The following is a 20,895-nucleotide window of genomic DNA, read 5'->3' on the forward strand; positions in this document are numbered from 1 at the left end:
GTTGTTCCTCTAAATCATTCTTTATGTTAGACATCAAGTTGGACTTGGTCACCTTTTTCTTGCAACCATTCACGGCGATCTTCCGAACGTTTTTTAGCAAGTAACATATCCATTAACGCCATTGTTTCTTCTGAATTATCTAATGATAACTGAACTAGACGGCGAGTATTCGGATCCATCGTTGTTTCACGCAGTTGCAGTGGATTCATTTCACCGAGACCTTTAAAACGTTGTACATTCGGTTTGCCTTTTTTCCGTTTAAGCTGATCTAAAATTCCTTCTTTCTCTTCTTCATCTAAGGCGTAATGGACTTCTTTACCAAGATCGATACGATATAATGGTGGCATGGCAACAAAGACATGTCCGTGTTCGACCATTGCACGAAAGTGACGAACAAATAGCGCACAAAGCAGGGTGGCAATATGTAAACCGTCAGAATCGGCATCGGCTAAAATACAGATTTTACCATATCGTAATTGGCTTAAATCATCACTATCAGGATCAATACCAATTGCGACCGAAATATCGTGGATTTCTTGAGAACCAAGGACTTCATCCGATGAGACTTCCCAAGTGTTTAGAATTTTACCTTTTAATGGCATTATCGCTTGATATTCCCGATCTCGAGCCTGTTTAGCTGAGCCACCTGCGGAATCGCCTTCCACTAAAAAAAGTTCAGTTCGGCTTAAGTCTTGTGATGAACAGTCCGCAAGCTTGCCCGGTAATGCCGGACCGCTAGTTAATTTTTTACGAATAACTTTTTTTGAAGCTCTTAGTCGTCGTTGTGCACTGGAAATCACCATTTCCGCTAGTAATTCAGCGGTTTGTACATGCTGATTTAACCACAAGCTAAAGGCATCTTTAACAATGGCAGATACAAATGCAGCACTTTGTCTGGATGATAAGCGCTCTTTGGTTTGTCCTGCAAATTGTGGCTCTTGCATTTTTACAGATAACACATAAGCACAGCGTTCCCAAATATCATCAGCCGTCAATTTTATGCCACGTGGTAACAAATTACGAAATTCACAAAATTCACGCATTGCATCAAGCAACCCTTGGCGTAAACCATTGACATGGGTACCACCTTGCACAGTAGGAATTAAGTTAACATAGCTTTCTGTTAACAGTTCGCCACCTTCCGGCATCCACAAGAGTGCCCATTCAACGGCTTCTGTATCACCGGTATGGCTGCCGGTAAATGGCTCTTCCGGTAGTAGTGAGTAACCACTGACGGATTCCATTAAGTAATCTTTTAAGCCATCTTGATAACACCAGCGTTGTTCGGTGTTATTAATTTTATCTTTAAAGATAATTTCAAGACCAGGACAAAGTACCGCTTTTGCTTTGAGTAGATGAGATAAACGGGGTACTGAAAATCTTGGTGAATCAAAATATTTTTCGTCTGGCCAAAAGTGAACTTTTGTGCCCGTGTTACGACGTCCACACGTACCAGTTACATGAAGATCTTCGACTTTTTCGCCATTTTCAAACGCAATTTGGTAAACTTGACCATCTCGGTTAACGGTCACTTCTACCCGTTTAGATAGCGCATTAACAACTGAGATACCCACACCATGAAGTCCACCAGAGAATTGATAATTTTTATTAGAAAATTTACCGCCAGCGTGTAAACGGCAAAGTAATAATTCAATAGCCGGTACTCCCTCTTCGGGATGAATATCAACAGGCATACCTCGCCCATCATCAATAACTTCTAATGAATTATCTTCATAAAGCGTGACTTTAACTTGACGAGCGTGACCGGCTATTGCTTCATCGACACTATTATCGATAACCTCTTGCCCTAAATGATTTGGGCGAGCCGTGTCGGTATACATGCCTGGACGATGACGAACAGGATCGAGCCCTTTTAAGACTTCAATATCAACAGCGTTATAAGTAGATTGTGACATAGTTTTTCTATTTATTCGAATAAATGACCTTATTATACCAATCTTTCTTTAAGATGCATGAAATTAAATTTATAATGAAAAGCAAATTCAGTATTTTTACCAAGTATGTATTGAGAATAATTGTTATTACCTTAATTTATTGATAGTTAAAGACGGTTTATGCCGTTTTCTATTTTATCAGCCCATCTAAAGTATTATGATAAATAAATCCCAAATAGACATAAGGGAACAAAATGAGCAAGTCAGATAATAAGATAACCCGACGAGATTTTTTACAAAAATCGTTAGCAATTGGGAGCGTTGCGGCATTAGCCAATACCATTCAATCCCCATTTGTGTACGCAGAACCTAATGTTAATGACAATGATAGTCTTGCCAGTTCGGATAATGGGGAAAAAATCGTCTATAGTGCTTGTTTAGTTAACTGTGGTAGTCGCTGTCCTCTAAAAGTCCATGTGAAGAATGATATTATTACTAAAATTTCTTCGGAAGACGGCATTAATGATCCTGTCTTTGGTCTGCATCAAATTCGTCCTTGCTTGCGAGGAAGAGCGGTACGTTGGCGAACTTACGATCCTGAGCGTTTAAAATATCCTATGGTGCGAGTTGGTAAGCGTGGTGAAGGTAAATTCAAACGTATTTCATGGAATGAAGCAATCGCTTTATTGGCAAATAAACTCAAGTATACCATTAATCAATATGGCAACGAGTCTATTTATTATCAATATGGTACAGGTACTACAGGTGCAAATATTTCTGGGCGTAGTGCTTGTAAGCGATTCTTGAGTACGATTGGTGGTTACCTTAATTATCATGGTGATTATTCAAGTGGTCAAATAACCGCTATTCAACCTTATATTTATGGCAATGCAAAAGAGTCGTTAATAGACCAAATTAAACACTCTGATCTAGTGGTAATGTTTGGACAAAATATTGCTGAAACCAGAATGTCGGGTGGAGGGCAGGTGACCGAGCTATTCAATGCATTATCACAAAGTAAAGCAAGGGTGATTATTATTGATCCAAGGCGTAGTGAAAGTGTTGTGGGTTACAATGCTGAGTGGATTCCAATTATTCCTGGAACGGATGCCGCTTTAGTTGCTGCAATCGGTTATGCTTTACTAGAAGAAGATAGAATTGATGATGCAATGCTTAATCAATATTGTGTGGGCTGGAATGCTGACTCATTACCCGACAGTGCACCGCCTTTTAGTGATTTTAAATCTTATATTCTTGGATTAGGTGATGACAGAACGCCTAAAACCCCTGAATGGGCAGCTAAAAAAACCGGTATTCCAGCTAAACAAATTCGTCAGCTTGCATTAGATATTGTCAATGCTAAAGCGGCATGGATTTCTCAAGGTTGGGGGGCTCAGCGTTGGCAAAATGGTGAGCATACTACCCGAGCGATTATGATACTGCCAATTATCACGGGTCAGTTTGGTAAACAAGGTACTAATATCGGAACTTGGGGCGGCAGCGTGACTTATCCGGTTCCTGGTCTGAATCTGTTAAATCCGATTAAAACCAGTATTCCATTTTTTTTATGGACAAAAGCGATTGAAGAACCGCAGAACATGACAGCTAAAAATGCTTATATACTGGGTAAAGATAAATTGGATGTTGGTATCAAGTTTATCTGGAGCTATGCCAGTAATGTAATTGGTAATCAGCATGCCGATCTCAATCGAACCCATCAGATTTTACAAGATGAGTCGAAATGCGAATTTATCTTGGTTTGGGATACGCATATGACCGCTTCAGCAAGGTATGCCGATTTGTTATTACCTGATGTGTCGTCAGTGGAAAGTCGTGATTTAATCAATAATTCCTATGCATCGGGCGCTTATCACTATGTGATTCGTATGCAACAAGCCATTAAGCCACTTTGGGAAAATCGTCCGGCTTATGATGTGCTAACCGAATTGTCTGAAAAAATGGGCGTTAAAGATAAATTTACGGAAGGACGAACACAAGAGGAGTGGATAGCGTATAGTTATGAAAGAATGCGCAAACAAAATCCTGATTTACCGTCTTTTGCCGAAACAGACGGTATGGGGGTTATTGATCGTAAATTAGCCGATAGTGATAATCACATTGCTTTAAAGGCATTTCGCGATGATCCCGTTAATCATCCGTTAAATACCCCATCGGGCAAAATTGAAATTTATTCTGAAGCCTTAGCGAAAATTGCGCGTGAATGGGAATTTGAGCAGGACGATAAACTTTATCCTATTCCAGCTTATTTACCTGCAATTGAAGGAAGTGAAGATAAGCTGAAACAAGAAAAATACCCGTTACAGTTAATTGGATTTCATATTAAAGGACATTGCCACTCGTCTTATAGCAATCTCCCTCAATTGCGTGAGGCTGTTGCCAGTAGTCTGTGGATCAATCCTATTGATGCTCAGCAGAGACACATAAAGCATGGTCAATTAGTCGAAGTTTTTAACGATCGCGGTCGATTATATATACCTGCAAAAGTAACGCCACGTATATTACCCGGGGTGATTGCCATTCCACAAGGGTTATGGGCAAAAACCAATGCAGTGGGTATCGATATTGGGGGGTGTGTCAATCGATTAACTTCATTGCGTCCTTCGGTATTGGCAAAATCAAATTCACAACATACCAATTTGGTTGATATCAAACCAATATCCGGTATGTCTTCGGCATCATAAGTCACAGGGAGATGATGAAAATGCAATATGGATTCTTTATTGATTCTTCCAAATGTACCGGATGTAAAACCTGCCAAGTCAGCTGTAAAGACGAGAAAGATAATGCGCTTGGGGTGCATTTTCGCCGAGTCTATGAATATGGTGGTGGCACATGGCAGCAAGTAGCTGGAATTTGGCAGAATGATACATTTACTTATTATTTGTCGATCGCCTGTAACCATTGTGATGAGCCGACTTGCGTACAAGGCTGCCCTACGGGGGCAATGCACAAACGCAAGCAAGATGGCTTAGTGGTTGTCAATCAAGATGTGTGTATCGGGTGTCGGTATTGTGAAATGCGTTGTCCTTATGGTGCACCACAGTATGATCATCAAAAGCGTGTCATGTCAAAATGCGATGGCTGTTATGAACGTGTCGCCGAAGGATTAAAGCCCGTCTGTGTCGAATCTTGTCCGCAACATGCTTTAGATTTTGACGAGATAGGCAAATTACGTGAACGTTATGGTAATGAACGTAATATTGCTCCTTTGCCTAATGCTGAGCTAACTAAACCCAATATTGTGATTAAACCCCATGCACAAGCTAAGAGTTCGGGTGATACATTGGGTAAAGTGCTCAATCCAGAGGAGATTTAATATGCATGAATTACCACTCGTTTTTTTTACGGTATTGGGGCAATTATCTGCGGGAATGGTATTGCTGAGTAGCTTGTCTTGTTTCATCAATCATTCACAAGCTAAACAAGTTATTAGACAAAAAATTAATGGGTTAGCACTGCTTTTTATGGCTCTTGGTATGCTTATTGCCTCATTCCATTTGGGGCATCCTATGCGTGCCTTCAATGTGATTTTGGGTATCGGTCGTTCGCCAATGAGTAATGAAATTTTTACCTTTAGTGTATTGTTTGGAGTTACGCTTGTATCCTTGTTACTCAATTATTTTGCTCTTAATCCCAATAGTGAAAAACTTGATATGATTAAGCCGCTTTGTTTAAAGATAAATCGCATCCCTTATATAAATCAACTATTAGCGATCGTGTTGATGATACTAAGTTTAGTGTTTGTTTGGACGATTGTTTTAACGTATAGATTACCCACAGTGAAAACGTGGGATACTGTTTATACACCGATTCAAATGTATCTAACGATGCTGGCATTAGGTGGTATTGCTAGTGCTAGGGTTGGGCTATATCGATTAGGAATAGGTGCTTTTATTATTGGCGTTTTATTAATTGTGCTATCAAAGGTACCTTATTTTAATTTAATGACTTCAATCAGTCCGGCGCTAGCTAATGCGCAATTGAGTTGGATGATAATCAAGTGTATTTTATTAATTGTTGCGCTAATGTTGATTATTTTTAGTTGTTGGCGAACAAAACATATGACGATACTTTGTACTACAGCCTTTGCTTGTACTTTTTTGGGTGAGGTTTGTGGACGTATTGCCTTTTATAATTTATGGACAATACCGCTATAATCATTGAAGCTAATTACTCATAGCAAATTAAGTCATTTTATAATGAATAAGAGAGATAAGATTGGATAATCTAGCTACCGTCACCTTAGCAAAAATCATTGGGGCATTTTTTTACTATTCTCCTCGAAGTGAAACCATCAAACCGTTGATTGAGGCTTTACTCCATATCGATCAGCTGGCTAATTGGCAAAATCCCAAATTAATTTGTCAGCAATGTCAAAGACTAGCGGCAGAATTATCCCATCAAGATCTTGATTATCAATTTTCACTGTTATTTGAAGGACAAGGTGAAATGCTTGCACCCCCTTGGGGATCGGTCTATTTGGATCAAGAAAAGTTATTAATGGGGGAATCACAAGAACGTTATCGTGAATTTTTACAGCAACAAGGGTTAATGTTGTCTACTGGTATGAATGAGCCTGAAGATCAGTTTGGATTAATGTTAATGGCATTTGCATTACTGCTGGAAAAAAATCAGCCACAAACAGCAAAACAATTATTAAATGAACATCTATTTACGTGGTCTGCTTACTATTTAAACCAATTAAAACATAATCAAATTAGTCCGTTTTATGCTGCTCTTGCCGTTATTGCAGAACAATATTTAGAGATGCTTCAATGAGCCTGCTTGTTAATTGTAGCAATTAATTTGACTCAATTATTGAGAGCGTTACAGTTTTTGAAGGAAAAGGTATAATTCCCCTATTGTTATATAAGATAGAAATCAGATATGTTAGCTTATTTACAACTTATGCGGTTAGATAAACCAATTGGAATCTTGCTATTGCTTTGGCCAACTATAACGGCAATTTGGCTTGCAAATCCTCATCCGCCCGTTGAACTTGTTGTTATCTTTGTACTGGGTGTTGTTGTGATGCGAGCGGCAGGGTGTGTGGTAAATGATTATGCTGATCGCCATTTTGATGCGCATGTGGAGCGAACCCAACACCGTCCGTTAGCGCAAGGCGTATTAACCGCAAAGAATGCTTTATGGACATTATTGATATTGTTGTTAATGGCTGCTTGTTTATTATTCTTTTTAAATACTTTGTCGTGGATGATTGCTGGCTGTGCATTGTTAACTGCAATGATTTACCCGTTTATGAAGCGTTATACCTACTTTCCGCAAATAGTATTAGGGATTGCATTTAGTTGGAGCATTCCAATGGTCTATGCGGCCACAATTGAACAGTTCCCGTTAACCTGTTGGTTATTGTGTTTGGCAAATATTTGTTGGACAGTTGCTTATGATACGGAATATGCCATGGTTGATCGCAATGATGATATCAAAATTGGCATTAAATCAACGGCTGTTTTGTTTGGGCACTATGATAAATTGATAATTGGCATTTTACAGATAATAACGGTGATTTGCTTGATAATTATTGGTCTTAGTAATCATTTGTCTTTTATTTATTATAGTGGAATATCGATCATGTCGTTACTGTTTCTTTATCAACAATGGTTGATAAACGATCGTGATAGAACTCGATGCTTCAAAGCTTTTCAAAATAATAATTATGTCGGTTTAGTGATGTTTTTAAGTGTTGTTATTGTTTAATGATTATTAGAAACAGTAATACCAAAAGTTGAAAATTCTTAAGAATAAAACAAAAAGGGATTTTTATCTTATTTGTCTAAAAATTCCCTTTTTAACAAAATAACAGCTCATTTTGTTGAAGTTAAATCCCGTTTATTCCTGTTCAGCTAAAGTGGCTTGCACAATTCGCAGTGCATCAAAGGTTTCTTTTACATCATGAACTCGAATAATCTGTGCACCTTTCATCGCTGCAATTACTGCACAAGAAACACTACCTAACATACGTTCTTTAGGCGGAACATTTAATACTTGTCCAATCATGGATTTTCGAGACATACCAACTAATAGCGGTAAATGAAAGTGATGAAATTTTTCAAGTGTTGCTAGTAATCGATAATTGTGTGCTAATGTTTTACCAAAGCCAAAACCCGGATCAAGAATAATTTTTTCTCGCTCAATCCCTGCATTGATGCAACGATTGATATGTTGGGCAAAAAATTGATCGACTTCTTGATAGATGTCTTGCTGATAATGTGGTGCATTTTGCATAGTTTGAGGATCGCCTTGCATATGCATAATGCAAACTGGTAATCCTGTTTGGGCTGCGGCTTCGACTGCACCAGACTCTGTTAATGCTCGTATATCATTAATTAAGTGGGCTCCTGCTTTTGCTGACTCTGTCATAACTTGGGGTTTAGAGGTATCAACAGAAATCCAAACATCAAAATAGCGAGCCACTTTTTCAACTAAAGGCACCACTCTATCGAGCTCTTCTTCAACTGATACAATGGCTGCACCAGGGCGTGTTGATTCGCCGCCTATATCAATAAATGTTGCGCCTGCTTGTATCATATTATCAACTCGACGCATGGCATCATCAAGATTGTTATAATTACCGCCATCAGAAAACGAATCCGGCGTCATGTTTACGATACCCATTACTTGAGGAAAAGAGAGATCCATAATTTGATTGTTGAAACGAATTTCCATGATTATGCCTTATTTAAGTCATCTGCTACTCAATTTTGCTATCGTTAAACTAGTTATAAGCTAAACAATAGCAAAATCATTTAAGCTTGTTACCTGTTTGTATTTTAGATTTATCTGAATTATCCGATAAAAAACGCGCCGTAGCGCGTTATAAAAATTAAAACAGATTAATTATCCGATTCAGGTGGTGTATCACGACCTTCATTCGGAACTTCCTGTGCTGCTTTTTCATCACTGGCTGTCCAACCCTCTGGTGGCGTGACTGGCTGGCGATTCATCAGTTCATCAATCTGTTTTTTATCAATTGTTTCATATTTAAGTAAAGCATCTTTCATTGCATGAAGAATATCAATATTTTCAGTTAGTGTTGTTTTAGCTCGTTGATAGTTTCGTTGAAGGATTGCATCAACTTCTTCATCAATAATTTTAGCTGTACCATCAGATATTTTCTTCATGACTCCATAAGAAGACTCTTCATATTCAAACAATGCAGGTGGTAAACGATCTGAGAAGCCCCATTGTGTCACCATTGCTCTGGCTACATTTGAAGCGTATCGTATATCACTTGAAGCACCAGAGGTAATTTTATCTTCGCCATAAATTAAGCCTTCGGCAATTCGTCCTGCATAAGCTGTTGAAATTTTTGATTCTAACTGAGTACGAGTTTGACTAATTTGATCACCTTCCGGTAAGAAGAAGGCGACACCTAACGCCCCTCCACGAGGAATAATCGTGACTTTATGGAGCGGATCATGATCTGGCATTAAATAACCCACAATTGCGTGTCCCGCTTCATGATAAGCCGTATTGGTTAATTGCTCTTTTGTCATGGATAATGAACGACGTTGAGTACCCATATCGATTTTATCTTTGGCTTCTTCAAACTCATCCATCGTGACTAAACGTTTATTACGGCGAGCGGCAAATAGCGCTGCTTCGTTAACTAAATTAGCTAATTGAGCACCCGAATAATTTGGTGTTCCGCGGGCTAATACTGCTAGATTAACATCAGACCCTAAAGGCACTTTACGTACATGTACTGCCAGAATTTGCTCACGACTTTTTAAGTCAGGTAAATCAATTTGAACTTGACGGTCAAAACGACCTGGACGAAGTAATGCAGGATCGAGAATATCAGCACGGTTTGTTGCTGCAATCATAATAATGCCACTGTTAGCTTCAAAACCATCCATTTCAACTAACATTTGGTTTAGGGTTTGTTCGCGTTCGTCATGACCGCCCATTGAACCCGCTCCACGTTTGCGACCAACAGCATCAATTTCATCAATAAAGATAATACAAGGTGAATGTTTACGGGCTTGTTCAAAGAGATCACGTACACGTGATGCGCCAACACCAACAAACATTTCAACAAAGTCGGAGCCTGAAATACTAAAGAAAGGCACATTGGCTTCACCGGCAATCGCTCTAGCTAATAATGTTTTACCGGTACCCGGTGGTCCAACCATCAAAATACCTTTTGGTATGCGTCCACCTAATTTTTGGTATTTCCCCGGATCACGTAAAAAATCGACTACTTCTGTTACTTCTTGCTTGGCTTCTTCACTGCCTGCGACATCGGTAAATTTAGTTTTTACTTGATCTGGCGCTAACATCCGAGCTTTACTTTTACCCACCGACATTGGTCCGCCTTTACCACCGCCTTGCATTTGACGCATGACAAAGATCCAAAATCCGATTAATAAAATAATGGGGAACCAAGAGATTAAAATACTTGCTAACAAACTTGGTTTTTCATCTGGACTACCATAAACGGCAACTTTATTTAAAACTAAGTCATCCATTAATTTTTCATCAAAATAAGGGATGTAAGTTACATAGTTACGATTATCTTTTGTCGTGGCAATAATTTCGCGTCCATTAATATGCACTTCTTGGATTTTACCACTGGTGATATCGGAATTAAATTGAGTATAATTGATTTGAGGACCGCTATTTGATATTGAGCTGAATTGATTAAATACAGCTATCAATACTACGGCAATAATTCCCCAGATCAGTAAATTCTTTACCATGTCGTTCAAAAGAAAAACCTCTCATAAAAATTAACAGTTACGACTAAAATTAGGAAGTAATGGTACTACAAAATTGTGCTACTGGCTACTTCATACCCATTGCAACGATATAAACTTCTCTCGATCGCGATCTGGATGCTTCAGGTTTGCGAATTTTGACAGTTTTAAACATCGATCTAACTTGTTTTAAATAATCTTCAAATCCCTCACCTTGAAATACTTTGACAATAAAATTGCCATTTGGGGCAAGGACATCTCGACACATATCTAAAGCAAGTTCAACTAAATACATTGCTCTGGGAATATCAACAGCAGGTTGACCACTCATGTTAGGAGCCATATCTGACATGACGACTTGTACTTTTTCTTTACCAACACGGTCAAGTAATGCTTTAAGCACGGCTTCGTCTCGGAAATCACCTTGTAGAAAATCAACACCGACAATCGGATCCATCGGTAATAAATCGCAAGCGATAATTCGTCCTTTGCTACCAATAACAGACGCCACATATTGTGACCATCCACCAGGCGCTGCGCCTAGATCAACAACGGTTATGCCGGGTTTAAATAATTTGTCACTTTTTTGAATTTCTTCTAATTTGAACCATGCTCGCGATCGTAAACCTTTTTTTTGTGCTTGTTGCACAAAGCGATCATTAAAATGTTCATTAAGCCAACGAGTCGAGCTTGCTGAGCGTTTTTTGTTACTCACAGGGAATAAATCCTTATAGTAAAGAGTTCACTTCAATTGATTACAAATATATATAAGGGTAGAATAACAAAATTGCAACTTAATGTGATAAAAAAATAATGAATTTATCAAATAAACAAAAACAGTATTTAAAAGGTGAAGCTCATCATTTAAAACCGATTGTCATGATCGGCGCTAATGGGTTTACTGAAGGTGTGCTTGCAGAGATTGAAAATGCGTTAAACTTTCATGAGTTAATTAAGATCAAGGTGTCTGCTGAAGATAGAGAGACAAAAAAGCTTATTTGTGAGGCTATCATACGTGAAACGCATGCCTTTGCAGTACAACAAGTTGGTTCTATTTTTACCATTTTTAGACCAAGTGAAGAGAAAAAAATCACTTTACCTAAATAATACGATTAATAAACAGGGTATTCGCCCTGTTTATCATTATCAAATGACCAAGTAGAATTCACCTTTTAAATATATTCTACTTTAACAATATCAAACTCTACATCGCCGCCAGGCGTTTTGATTTGTACTGTGTCGCCATCTTCTTTACCAATTAATCCTCTGGCAATAGGGGAATTAACCGAAATGAGATTTTGTCGATAGTCAGCTTCATCATCACCTACAATTCGATAAGTGGTTTCTTCATCAGTATCCACATTGATAACAGTGACGGTGGCACCAAAAATAATTCTGCCAGTGTTTTTGACTTTGGTAATGTCTATAATTTGTGCTTGTGATAACTTTCCTTCAATTTCTTGAATACGACCTTCACAAAAACCTTGTTGTTCTCTTGCTGCATGATACTCTGCATTTTCTTTTAAATCACCGTGTGCTCTCGCTTCGGCTATCGCTGCTGTAATTTGAGGTCTTTTGACATTTTTTAGCTCTTCAAGTTCAGCACGTAATAATTCAGCTCCCTTTACTGTCATTGGGATTTGTTTCATTTGTGTGTCTCCCGCTTTATTTAAATTAAATAAAAACAATCCCTCATCTTACTTTAAATAAAGGAAGAGTGATCGATTCCATTTGGTATTTCAAAGATATGATTGTGTATTTCTATATATTAACTGTAAAACTGACTTAACGACAAATCATTTATACTAAAATAAGATGCTATTTCATTTAAAATCGTTTATCGTAATGTCATTGTGAACGGCTTATTATAACAATTTTATTCATTTATGCGACGGATACGATTCTACTTACTTACTCTTTTAGCAATTGCTTGGTTGTTAGTGTTACTCTCTTATTTTGTAGTACAGACGGCGTTTGGGGCAAAATTTGTAAGTGAGCAATTATCAAAATTAAGTCCCTATACTATCTCAATTGGGCATGTTCACCATTCTTTTTCAAATGTTTATGAAGTTGTCTTGGATGATGTTGTCATCAGCGATGCTCAACAACAGATAGCTAATATTCCTAAAATGGTTATAGGGTTAGATAAACATGAACTGTGGCAATTCAATCATTTTAGCTATGTTACTGTGATTGATGGAATATTGGTTGATAGCAAAATTAAACATTATGATTTTTCGACTGATACGTTAAAATTCATTAATTCTACCATTACTGTTTCAATAAATAATAATGAAGATAAAATTCTATTTAAACAGGTAAATGGCGGAATTAAATCTTATTCTTCATCAAGTTTAAATAATGCCCAGTTTGATTTCACTTCTAACGAAGTATTGATCAATGAGGTTGCTATAAAATCAGTAATCGTTCAAGGATTTCACCGTGATAATATTACCTACTTAACCAATTTAGGTGGGAATATTGAAAATGGATTTTTTGTAAGTAAGTTAAAGATATTAGCTGATAAAAGTTGGGATATTGAACAATTTAAATTAAGCAATATTCATCTACAATCTCAAACAGACGATTTTTGGGAAAAATATATTTCCTATTTACCGAAATTCTCTTTACGACAATTGTCGATATTTGAAAGTAGTATACAGCTACCCTCTTTTCTCGTTGAAAAAGGGAATCTTGAAGTCAAAAATATTCGTTTTGATAATGGATGGTATTTTGATGAAAGCTCTCTTGTTTTCAATGCCGATAACGTTGTATGGTTCGATAATCTATTTTCCTCAGTATTACTTCAACTCAATCTTAATGATAATAATATTGAAATTGAAAAAGCGATAGCCACTTGGAATAAAGGTAATGTAAATCTTACAGGTAGCTGGCATGATAATACTTTACAGTTAGAACAAGTCACGATAGCTAGTGTCATTTATCAATTACCTCAACATTTAGAGCAATTAGTATTACCAACACAATTTAGTCGGATTGAAATTACTCAATTATCGATTTTACCAAGTCTATTAATTAATGTTGATGCTAACTATCCATTTGCTTTTACTAATTTTGAAGCACTGGGCTCAGATATTGTTATAGTCAAAGATAAATATTTAGGATTTGATGCCGGAAACCTATTTTTTAAAGCTGAAAGAGGATCTATTAATGGAATTGAGATTAATTATCCAGATTTGACCTTAAAATATGATTCACAACAGCATGCATTATTAAACTTTAGTAGTTTAATTAACAAGGGTGTTGTTGAAATAAAAGCAAAGCTTAATGCTAATCAAACAGAATTTACCTCTTTTCAATTAAGTGCTGCTAATATCCCAAGTTCTTTATTAAAAGATTGGAAATTAGTTAATTACGATCCTGAGTCAACTAATTATACCGCTAATTTAGTTGGTAAAATTGCACCATTTAGTTTAGCTGGCACAATACAAGTCAATGCGATCAATCATTTTCTTCAATCAGACAATTGATATTGGTTTAGTTAGCCTTATATATTATTAAAATGCTAAAACTCCTGTTCGTGTTTAAATGACGTTTTTGATTAATTAATATGAGAGTGAAATGGATCAAATCAGACTAGATAAATGGTTGTGGGCTGCCCGATTTTATAAAACGCGTTCACTTGCTCGTGAAATGGTTGAGGGGGGAAAAGTCCACTATAATGGTCAACGAACTAAACCGAGTAAATTGGTGGAAGTCGGTGCAATTTTGACTCTTCGTCAAGGTTCAGATCAAAAAACAATTAAAATTCTGGCGATTAATGGACAACGGAGATCAGCGCAAGAAGCTCAATTACTTTATCAAGAAACACAAGAGAGCATTGATAAACGCGAAAAAATAGCTGAAGCACGTAAGCTTAATGCATTAACCATGCCACATCCTGATAGAAAGCCGGATAAAAAAGAGCGGCGTAACTTAATAAAATTTAAATATGATAGACAACAAGGCGACAATAATTGATATGGATACTTTAAATCGATTTATCTTTGATAATCACCCTGTTCGTGGTGAAATAACTCGTTTAGAACAAACTTACCAAGCAATTTTAGATAACCATAATTATCCTATAGCAGTACAAAATTTATTGGGTGAATTACTGGTTGCGACGAGTTTATTAACCGCAACCTTAAAATTTGAAGGCGATATTGCGGTTCAATTACAAGGTGATGGTCCTCTGCGTTTAGCGGTTGTTAATGGCAATCATCTTCTACAATTACGTGGGGTTGCTCGAGTTAATGGAGATATTGCTGATAATGCGTCATTGAAAGATATGGTGGGTAATGGCTATATTGTAATTACCATTACGCCCAAAAATGGAGAACGCTATCAAGGTATTGTCGGACTTGAAAAAGAGACGCTAATAGGATGTATTGAAAATTACTTCATGCAGTCTGAACAGTTGCCAACTAGATTATTCGTTAAAACAGGTGTTTACAATAATAAACCAATGGCTGCCGGCATATTATTGCAAGTGTTACCAGCTAATGAAAATACTGAAGAGTCTTTTGATCATCTATGCGCTTTAACCGAAACAATCACGAACGATGAATTATTTAAACTCACCAGTGATGAAATTTTATATCGCCTTTATAATCAAGAACAAGTTCGATTGTTTGAAACTGAGAATGTTACATTTAAATGTGGTTGTTCTCGGCAACGTTTTGAGGATAGTCTAGCAACAATACCGCAAAATGAAATTGATGAAATCCTCAAAGAGGATGGTGGAAAGATTGATATCCTTTGTGATTATTGTGGTAAACATTATATATTTGATGAGATAGATATCACTGAAATGCGAAGCAAACACAAAACAAATATCCATTGATTTTTAGGCATAAAAATACCACTAAGATTATTAACTAATTTTAGTGGCAAAGTGAAATATAGGGAATTAAACCCGTACATAATGTATCAGAATCGTATAAATACACCAACCTTTTTTATTAATTTTTTGCCATAATTTTGTTAAGAACATTTACAAAACTATTTTATCCTATTGGAAAAAGAAAATTATTTACTTTTCAGTTAAGTAAATTTTTTTAGATAACCTCGATATCGCCGACCATTGCGCATTCATTTTTGATTTTCCATTTTATGTTAAAATGGTATAGCGTTAATCCATATGTTTGTTCAGCGATGTTATTTTGTTTATAAGCAGGTCTAGGATCTTGTGAAATGACTTGAGCAATTAAATCTGCTAACTCTGGATAATTCTGTTTTTGCGATGCTAAAAAAAGTTGAGCTTCATCTGAAAACACGACGTGTAATTTTTTTTCTGGAGACGTTTGTGCATAGCCTGCATTGGCATCTGGATAACTATCACAATAAGGCAGATAGGGTTTTATATCGATAATAGGTGTGCCATCAACTAAATCTAAACTTCCTAATTTTAAAATAACTTGTTTATTTTTAATGACTATGTCTTTTAATTCTACTGCTGAAAGCCCGATATGATTGGGTCTAAATGGGGAACGAGTTGCAAATACGCCTAACGTTTTATTTCCACCTAAACGAGGAGGACGAACAGTTAAGCGCCACTTGTTCTGATCTATATGGTGGAATTGAAATAGCAACCATAAATGTGAAAACTGTTCTAATCCTTTAACGCTATTAGGATCATTATAAGGCGCCAATAAATGAAGTTCTCCATATCCGGCAGTAACTAAATTTGGTTGTCTGGGTACAGCAAATTTTTCGCTATAAGGGGAATGTATAATACCAATGGGGTCTATATGCCAGGTCATGATCTTAACTATGCTCTACTGAGTTAATGTATGGTCTGCAGTATATCACTCAATAACTCTATCTATTTTGTCTTTAATTGTTTCCGCCGACCTTAAATCGGCGGAATTTTGATTTATTAATGTTTTTGGTAAGTTATTACCAACCACGAATAGCACCACCATTAAAAATTTGATCTGCCTTTTGCGCTACAGCATCAGTTTGGTAAGCTTTCACAAAATTTTTGATATTCTCGTTATCTTTATCAGCTTCACGGGCAACAATAATATTAACGTAAGGGGATTCTTTATCTTCAACAAAAATGCCATCTTTACTTGGCGTTAAATTTGCTTGTCCGGCAAATGCATTATTGATAATAGCAAGGTCAACTTGTGCATCGTCTAAAGAGCGTGGCAACATAGGCGCTTCAAGCTCAATAATCTTATAATTATTAGGATTACTGGTGATATCTAAAACTGTCGGTAATAAACCTTTTGATTTATCAACGGTAATTAATCCTTCATGTTGTAATAACAGTAGTGCACGACCTAAATTAGTTGGATCATTTGGAATCGCAATGGTTGAGTTAGCTGGAATAAAGAAAGTTTCGCCACGCGGAGATGTTACTTTTACGCCTTCACCCGTTGGCGTAGAATTGTCGATAGGTTTAAGTTTATGAGAATAACTTGCAATCGGGTAAACAAATGAATTACCAACCACAGCTAATTTATAACCACGCTCTTTCATTTGCTCATCTAAATAAGGTTTATGTTGGAAGGCATTAACGTCAATTAATCCATCATTTAATGCTTGATTAGGGGTGACATAATCATTGAAAATAACCAACTCAACATCTAAATGATAAAGATCCTTAGCTTGTTGTTTCACCACTTCGGCTACTTCTTGTTCTGGCCCTGAAATAACGCCGACTTTAAGTGTCGTCATATTATCTGATTGATTTGAATTGTTATTTTCTGATACTGTTTGTTTACTATTATCACAACCCGTTAAAAAAAAGGCACTGACTAAGGTGGTAATTAATGCTAGCTGTTTAATTGACATAAGTTTCTCCAAATTTAATGATGAGTTACGCGTTTTACAATGGCATTTCCTATAAACTGAATAATAAATACAATAATGATTAAGATAACTAAAACTGTATTCATTATAGCAGGCTTGTATCCATTGTAACCATATTGAATTGCCAATTGACCAAGACCACCTGCACCAACAGCGCCTGCCATGGCAATATAACCCGTTAGCGTAATTAAAGTAATCGTCATACTATTAACAATGACCGGTAAGGATTCAGGTAATAAGACTTTATAAATGATTTGAAATGGCGTTGCACCCATTGAGCGAGCTGCTTCAATCAAACCTTTTGGAACATCTAATAATGCATTTTCAATCATGCGAGCGATTAATGGTGAAACACCTATACTTAGTGGCACAACAGCAGCTTGTTTACCAATAAACGTTCCCATTAAGAAAGTTGTAAAAGGAATAATCCAAACAATCAATATAATAAAAGGTATTGAACGAAATATATTCGTTATAAATGAAATAACACTATTAGCGATATAACAATCTAAAATTTGTCCTTTACGAGTGGTATAAAGTAGTATACCAATCGGTAATCCAATAACGGTTCCCCAAAATCCAGATAAGATAACCATATAAAGTGTTTCATCCGTTGCTTGTGCCATTTTAAATAACATGGCTTCATTAAAACCATTAAAAGAAGAGCAAAAAGCGACAAAATCACCCCAAAAATTGTAGTGTGCTAAATATCGAAATAAGGTTTCGAAAGGTTTAAAAGAAGGAATAAAACTAAACATAACCAAGCACCTCTACGTTGGTGTTATTTTTTTCTAAAAATTCAATTGCGGATTCAATACTTTTCGTCTCTCCCTTCATTTCCGCTAGCATTAAACCAAATTTAACGCCACCGGCGTAATCCATCTGAGCGCTAATAATATTGCTTTCGATATTGAATTGTTGAGCAATTTGCGATAACAGCGGTAAATCAACCGAAACACCTGAAAACTCTAGGCGTACTAGGGGATTAAGTCCTTCTCTATACTTTTTTGATAGCTTAGTTAAATAGTCATCAGGAATGTTTAAATGTAAAGTAGATTGAATAAATTGACGGGCAATATCGGTTTTAGCATGGGAAAACATTTCACCTACTGATGATTGTTCAATTAACTCTCCATTGCTAATAACGGCAACTTGATCGCAAATCTGTTTAACGACATCCATTTCATGGGTAATTAATAAGATTGTTAATTCAAGTTTCTGGTTGATTTCTTTTAATAAAGTTAAAATCGAACGCGTTGTTTCTGGATCAAGGGCACTGGTTGCTTCATCACACAATAATACTTTAGGGTCACTTGCCAAGGCTCGTGCGATAGCAACACGTTGCTTTTGTCCGCCAGATAAATTGGCTGGATAGACATTTGCTTTTTCAGTCAAACCAACTAACGCGATTAGTTCATCGACTTTTTGCTTAATCTTAGCTTTGGGTGTCCGATTAAGTTCAAGAGGAAAAGCAATATTATCAAATACGGTACGTGATGAGAGAAGATTAAAATGTTGAAAAATCATGCTGATTTTTCGACGAACAGGAATTAATTGTCGATTAGATAGATTAGTTATCTCTTGATTATCTAAAAAAATTTTACCACTTGTTGGCTTTTCTAACAGATTGACACAGCGAATCAATGTACTTTTTCCAGCGCCTGATTTACCGATAACCCCATAAATTTTACCTTTGGGTACATTAATAGTAATATCCTTTAATGCGTGGATTAACGTATTATTATGTTCAAAAGTTTTCGAAATATGTTGTAATTGTATCATAATATATAAAAGCAAAATGCGAATAGTTGAATATTAAGACGTCTAGACATCTAAGTCAATCAATAATATATTATGCAAATTAGGATAAATACCTAATTAAAAGGAAAATGAGTAAATATGAAGCCTGCTATTTTTTTAGATCGTGATGGTACAATAAACATCGATTATAACTATGTGCATACAATTGATAAATTCCACTTTATTGACGGAGTTATTGAGGCAATGCAAGAGCTCAAAAAAATGGGTTTCTTGTTAGTTATTACCACCAATCAGTCTGGAATTGCCAGAAACAAATTTTCTGAAGAGCAATTTCATACTTTAACTGAATGGATGGATTGGTCGTTACAAGACAGAGGTGTTGACTTAGATGGTATCTATTATTGTCCGCATGATCCACTAGTCGATCATTGTGAATGCCGAAAACCAAGCCCAGGTATGATTCAAACCGCAGCGAAAGAGTTAGGCATTGATATTGCTAATTCCTATATGGTGGGCGATAAGCTTTCAGATCTATTATCAGGTAAAAGGGCTGGGGTCAAAAAAACCGTTTTAGTGAAAACGGGCGACCCAATCACTGAAGAAGTCGTTGCTCAAGCCGATTGGGTAATCGATAGTTTGGCGGATTTACCTAATAAAATAAAAGCAGAATCATAACGTTCTAAAACAATACTATTCTATTACGGTGTTTAAAATAAACGCCGTATAATTCTCATGACAAGTGGTGCTAATATTAATCCTAAAAATAGTGCATCAATAAAGTTCACCACATTTTGACCAAAAGTATGGATAGTATTGGTGAAAAAGAGAGAGAAACCACTTATAACGATCATCATCAGCAAACCCCAATATAGAAAACTAACCGTATTCCTTTTATCAGTCATGATCGGTAATCTAAGAATAAAGAGGCATATTAAACTCATTCCGACCAAAGTACTGCCATGCTGTAGTAATTGGTAGATAGGAATATCAATATTTTTTAAGGAAATTGTCTGTTGTAAAAAAGGAATGTGTTTTACTACAAAACCCGTTAAGTGAGTAAAACTGTCCCAACAAATATGAGACAATATGCCTATTACGGCTGATGTCAAAACAATAAACCAATGATGTAAGCAATACTGATTCCAATTAAAAGTAAGATAATGAGCAAATCGTTTATAAAGGAAATGAGGCAAATTTTTGATTAGTTCATTACGAATAATGGAATGAAAGATAAAAGCAACCATTAATGTTATTGGCAGATCAAAATAAACAATACCAAATAAAGTATGGCTCATATCACTTTTTATTTTCATTCTAAGAAAATATTCAAAGTCAGGGGACATGCTACCTATAATTAAAGCTGTCATGGAAAAAAATTGAGGCTTTTTATTAAAAGGTAAAACAATTGCTGGGTGTGCGAAAGTAAAAGGCATATGAAAAATCCATCTTAAAAAGTTAACCTAAAGCAAACATCTCATAACTGACATAATAAATAATAATAAAGAAAGTTTGTAAAATTTGTATAGGATCAGTTTGTTTTCAATACGGCATGGGTAAAAAAAACACAAACAGAAATAAAATTGCAATAAACGCTTGCATGATTTTTTTAAGGCTCTATAATGCGCATCCACTGACACGGCGTCAGCGAAAGCAGGCGGAACAAGAGGTTAGTGAGC

20 protein-coding genes are annotated in these 20,895 nt (G+C 36.3%); 10 read left to right on the forward strand and 10 right to left on the reverse strand.

Translation table 11 applies throughout. The features are described from left to right. Positions 1-26: 26 nt before the first annotated feature. Complete coding sequence (parE, locus tag J3U14_RS08020; RefSeq protein ID WP_065559628.1) at positions 27-1,916, reverse strand: DNA topoisomerase IV subunit B; 1,890 nt, start codon at positions 1,914-1,916, stop codon at positions 27-29. A 233-nt stretch (positions 1,917-2,149) separates the two neighbouring features. Here parE and J3U14_RS08025 point away from each other — a divergent pair, with 233 nt between their 5' ends. From J3U14_RS08025 to ubiA, 5 genes are all read left to right on the forward strand, one after another. Next, positions 2,150-4,597 (forward strand): DMSO/selenate family reductase complex A subunit, encoded by a 2,448-nt coding sequence (locus J3U14_RS08025; RefSeq protein ID WP_267351134.1) that lies wholly within the window; start codon positions 2,150-2,152, stop codon positions 4,595-4,597. A 14-nt stretch (positions 4,598-4,611) separates the two neighbouring features. Then, positions 4,612-5,232: a DMSO/selenate family reductase complex B subunit gene (locus J3U14_RS08030; protein ID WP_267351136.1), complete on the forward strand. Its 621-nt coding sequence runs from the start codon at positions 4,612-4,614 to the stop codon at positions 5,230-5,232. Position 5,233: 1 nt separating this feature from the next. Continuing rightward, positions 5,234-6,073 (forward strand): dimethyl sulfoxide reductase anchor subunit family protein, encoded by an 840-nt coding sequence (locus J3U14_RS08035; RefSeq protein ID WP_267351138.1) that lies wholly within the window; start codon positions 5,234-5,236, stop codon positions 6,071-6,073. A gap of 61 nt (positions 6,074-6,134) precedes the next feature. Next, entirely contained in the window at positions 6,135-6,695 is a 561-nt protein-coding gene (locus J3U14_RS08040; protein WP_267351139.1) for a TorD/DmsD family molecular chaperone, read from the forward strand. Positions 6,696-6,803: 108 nt separating this feature from the next. Then, complete coding sequence (gene ubiA / locus J3U14_RS08045) at positions 6,804-7,634, forward strand: 4-hydroxybenzoate octaprenyltransferase (protein WP_267351140.1); 831 nt, start codon at positions 6,804-6,806, stop codon at positions 7,632-7,634. Positions 7,635-7,766: 132 nt separating this feature from the next. Here ubiA and folP read toward each other — a convergent pair whose 3' ends face one another. From folP to rlmE, 3 genes are all read right to left on the reverse strand, one after another. Then, positions 7,767-8,603 carry a dihydropteroate synthase gene (gene folP, locus J3U14_RS08050; protein ID WP_220216056.1) on the reverse strand — a complete coding sequence of 279 codons (837 nt, stop codon included), beginning with the start codon at positions 8,601-8,603 and terminating at the stop codon, positions 7,767-7,769. 167 nt (positions 8,604-8,770) lie between these two features. Next, positions 8,771-10,639: an ATP-dependent zinc metalloprotease FtsH gene (gene ftsH, locus J3U14_RS08055; protein WP_267351154.1), complete on the reverse strand. Its 1,869-nt coding sequence runs from the start codon at positions 10,637-10,639 to the stop codon at positions 8,771-8,773. A gap of 85 nt (positions 10,640-10,724) precedes the next feature. Then, entirely contained in the window at positions 10,725-11,351 is a 627-nt protein-coding gene (gene rlmE / locus J3U14_RS08060; protein ID WP_267351142.1) for a 23S rRNA (uridine(2552)-2'-O)-methyltransferase RlmE, read from the reverse strand. Between the two features lie 98 nt (positions 11,352-11,449). On the opposite strand from rlmE, the gene yhbY reads away from it, so the two are divergent. Continuing rightward, entirely contained in the window at positions 11,450-11,743 is a 294-nt protein-coding gene (yhbY, locus tag J3U14_RS08065; protein WP_267351144.1) for a ribosome assembly RNA-binding protein YhbY, read from the forward strand. A gap of 65 nt (positions 11,744-11,808) precedes the next feature. Here the strand turns inward: yhbY and greA are convergent, their stop codons facing one another. Further along, positions 11,809-12,285: a transcription elongation factor GreA gene (greA, locus tag J3U14_RS08070; protein WP_065559646.1), complete on the reverse strand. Its 477-nt coding sequence runs from the start codon at positions 12,283-12,285 to the stop codon at positions 11,809-11,811. A 237-nt stretch (positions 12,286-12,522) separates the two neighbouring features. On the opposite strand from greA, the gene J3U14_RS08075 reads away from it, so the two are divergent. The 3 genes from J3U14_RS08075 to hslO all read left to right on the forward strand — a co-directional run bounded on the left by J3U14_RS08075 (position 12,523) and on the right by hslO (position 15,482). Then, positions 12,523-14,127 carry a hypothetical protein gene (locus tag J3U14_RS08075; protein ID WP_267351146.1) on the forward strand — a complete coding sequence of 535 codons (1,605 nt, stop codon included), beginning with the start codon at positions 12,523-12,525 and terminating at the stop codon, positions 14,125-14,127. Positions 14,128-14,218: 91 nt separating this feature from the next. Further along, positions 14,219-14,617 (forward strand): ribosome-associated heat shock protein Hsp15, encoded by a 399-nt coding sequence (gene hslR, locus J3U14_RS08080; protein WP_065559639.1) that lies wholly within the window; start codon positions 14,219-14,221, stop codon positions 14,615-14,617. Position 14,618: 1 nt separating this feature from the next. Next, positions 14,619-15,482 carry an Hsp33 family molecular chaperone HslO gene (hslO, locus tag J3U14_RS08085; protein WP_267351148.1) on the forward strand — a complete coding sequence of 288 codons (864 nt, stop codon included), beginning with the start codon at positions 14,619-14,621 and terminating at the stop codon, positions 15,480-15,482. Positions 15,483-15,696: 214 nt separating this feature from the next. Here hslO and tsaA read toward each other — a convergent pair whose 3' ends face one another. The 4 genes from tsaA to metN form a co-directional block, all read right to left on the reverse strand. Beyond that, a complete protein-coding gene (gene tsaA / locus J3U14_RS08090) occupies positions 15,697-16,404 on the reverse strand; it encodes a tRNA (N6-threonylcarbamoyladenosine(37)-N6)-methyltransferase TrmO (protein WP_416380150.1) in 708 nt (235 codons plus the stop codon). Between the two features lie 133 nt (positions 16,405-16,537). Further along, complete coding sequence (gene metQ / locus J3U14_RS08095; protein ID WP_065559641.1) at positions 16,538-17,440, reverse strand: methionine ABC transporter substrate-binding lipoprotein MetQ; 903 nt, start codon at positions 17,438-17,440, stop codon at positions 16,538-16,540. 14 nt (positions 17,441-17,454) lie between these two features. Then, a complete protein-coding gene (locus J3U14_RS08100) occupies positions 17,455-18,096 on the reverse strand; it encodes a methionine ABC transporter permease (RefSeq protein ID WP_370632183.1) in 642 nt (213 codons plus the stop codon). Between the two features lie 112 nt (positions 18,097-18,208). Further along, positions 18,209-19,240 carry a methionine ABC transporter ATP-binding protein MetN gene (metN, locus tag J3U14_RS08105; RefSeq protein WP_220216047.1) on the reverse strand — a complete coding sequence of 344 codons (1,032 nt, stop codon included), beginning with the start codon at positions 19,238-19,240 and terminating at the stop codon, positions 18,209-18,211. Between the two features lie 117 nt (positions 19,241-19,357). Between metN and gmhB the strand changes: the two genes are divergently transcribed. Next, positions 19,358-19,894, forward strand: coding sequence for a D-glycero-beta-D-manno-heptose 1,7-bisphosphate 7-phosphatase (gene gmhB, locus J3U14_RS08110; RefSeq protein WP_220216046.1), 537 nt, complete (start codon positions 19,358-19,360; stop codon positions 19,892-19,894). Positions 19,895-19,926: 32 nt separating this feature from the next. Here gmhB and J3U14_RS08115 read toward each other — a convergent pair whose 3' ends face one another. Continuing rightward, complete coding sequence (locus tag J3U14_RS08115) at positions 19,927-20,652, reverse strand: DUF4184 family protein (RefSeq protein WP_267351152.1); 726 nt, start codon at positions 20,650-20,652, stop codon at positions 19,927-19,929. Positions 20,653-20,895 lie beyond the last annotated feature (243 nt).

The sequence above is a fragment of the Gilliamella sp. B3801 genome, assembly GCF_026536645.1.
Classification (GTDB): domain Bacteria; phylum Pseudomonadota; class Gammaproteobacteria; order Enterobacterales; family Orbaceae; genus Gilliamella; species Gilliamella apicola_I.

Coding starts and splice junctions, on each gene's coding strand:
- parE (WP_065559628.1), bottom strand. CDS start 1,916: ATGTCACAATCTACTTATAACGCTGTTGATATTGAAGTCTTAAAAGGG.
- J3U14_RS08025 (WP_267351134.1), top strand. CDS start 2,150: ATGAGCAAGTCAGATAATAAGATAACCCGACGAGATTTTTTACAAAAA.
- J3U14_RS08030 (WP_267351136.1), top strand. CDS start 4,612: ATGAAAATGCAATATGGATTCTTTATTGATTCTTCCAAATGTACCGGA.
- J3U14_RS08035 (WP_267351138.1), top strand. CDS start 5,234: ATGCATGAATTACCACTCGTTTTTTTTACGGTATTGGGGCAATTATCT.
- ubiA (WP_267351140.1), top strand. CDS start 6,804: ATGTTAGCTTATTTACAACTTATGCGGTTAGATAAACCAATTGGAATC.
- folP (WP_220216056.1), bottom strand. CDS start 8,603: ATGGAAATTCGTTTCAACAATCAAATTATGGATCTCTCTTTTCCTCAA.
- ftsH (WP_267351154.1), bottom strand. CDS start 10,639: ATGGTAAAGAATTTACTGATCTGGGGAATTATTGCCGTAGTATTGATA.
- yhbY (WP_267351144.1), top strand. CDS start 11,450: ATGAATTTATCAAATAAACAAAAACAGTATTTAAAAGGTGAAGCTCAT.
- greA (WP_065559646.1), bottom strand. CDS start 12,285: ATGAAACAAATCCCAATGACAGTAAAGGGAGCTGAATTATTACGTGCT.
- J3U14_RS08075 (WP_267351146.1), top strand. CDS start 12,523: ATGCGACGGATACGATTCTACTTACTTACTCTTTTAGCAATTGCTTGG.
- hslR (WP_065559639.1), top strand. CDS start 14,219: ATGGATCAAATCAGACTAGATAAATGGTTGTGGGCTGCCCGATTTTAT.
- hslO (WP_267351148.1), top strand. CDS start 14,619: ATGGATACTTTAAATCGATTTATCTTTGATAATCACCCTGTTCGTGGT.
- metQ (WP_065559641.1), bottom strand. CDS start 17,440: ATGTCAATTAAACAGCTAGCATTAATTACCACCTTAGTCAGTGCCTTT.
- J3U14_RS08100 (WP_370632183.1), bottom strand. CDS start 18,096: ATGTTATTTAAAATGGCACAAGCAACGGATGAAACACTTTATATGGTT.
- metN (WP_220216047.1), bottom strand. CDS start 19,240: ATGATACAATTACAACATATTTCGAAAACTTTTGAACATAATAATACG.
- gmhB (WP_220216046.1), top strand. CDS start 19,358: ATGAAGCCTGCTATTTTTTTAGATCGTGATGGTACAATAAACATCGAT.
- J3U14_RS08115 (WP_267351152.1), bottom strand. CDS start 20,652: ATGCCTTTTACTTTCGCACACCCAGCAATTGTTTTACCTTTTAATAAA.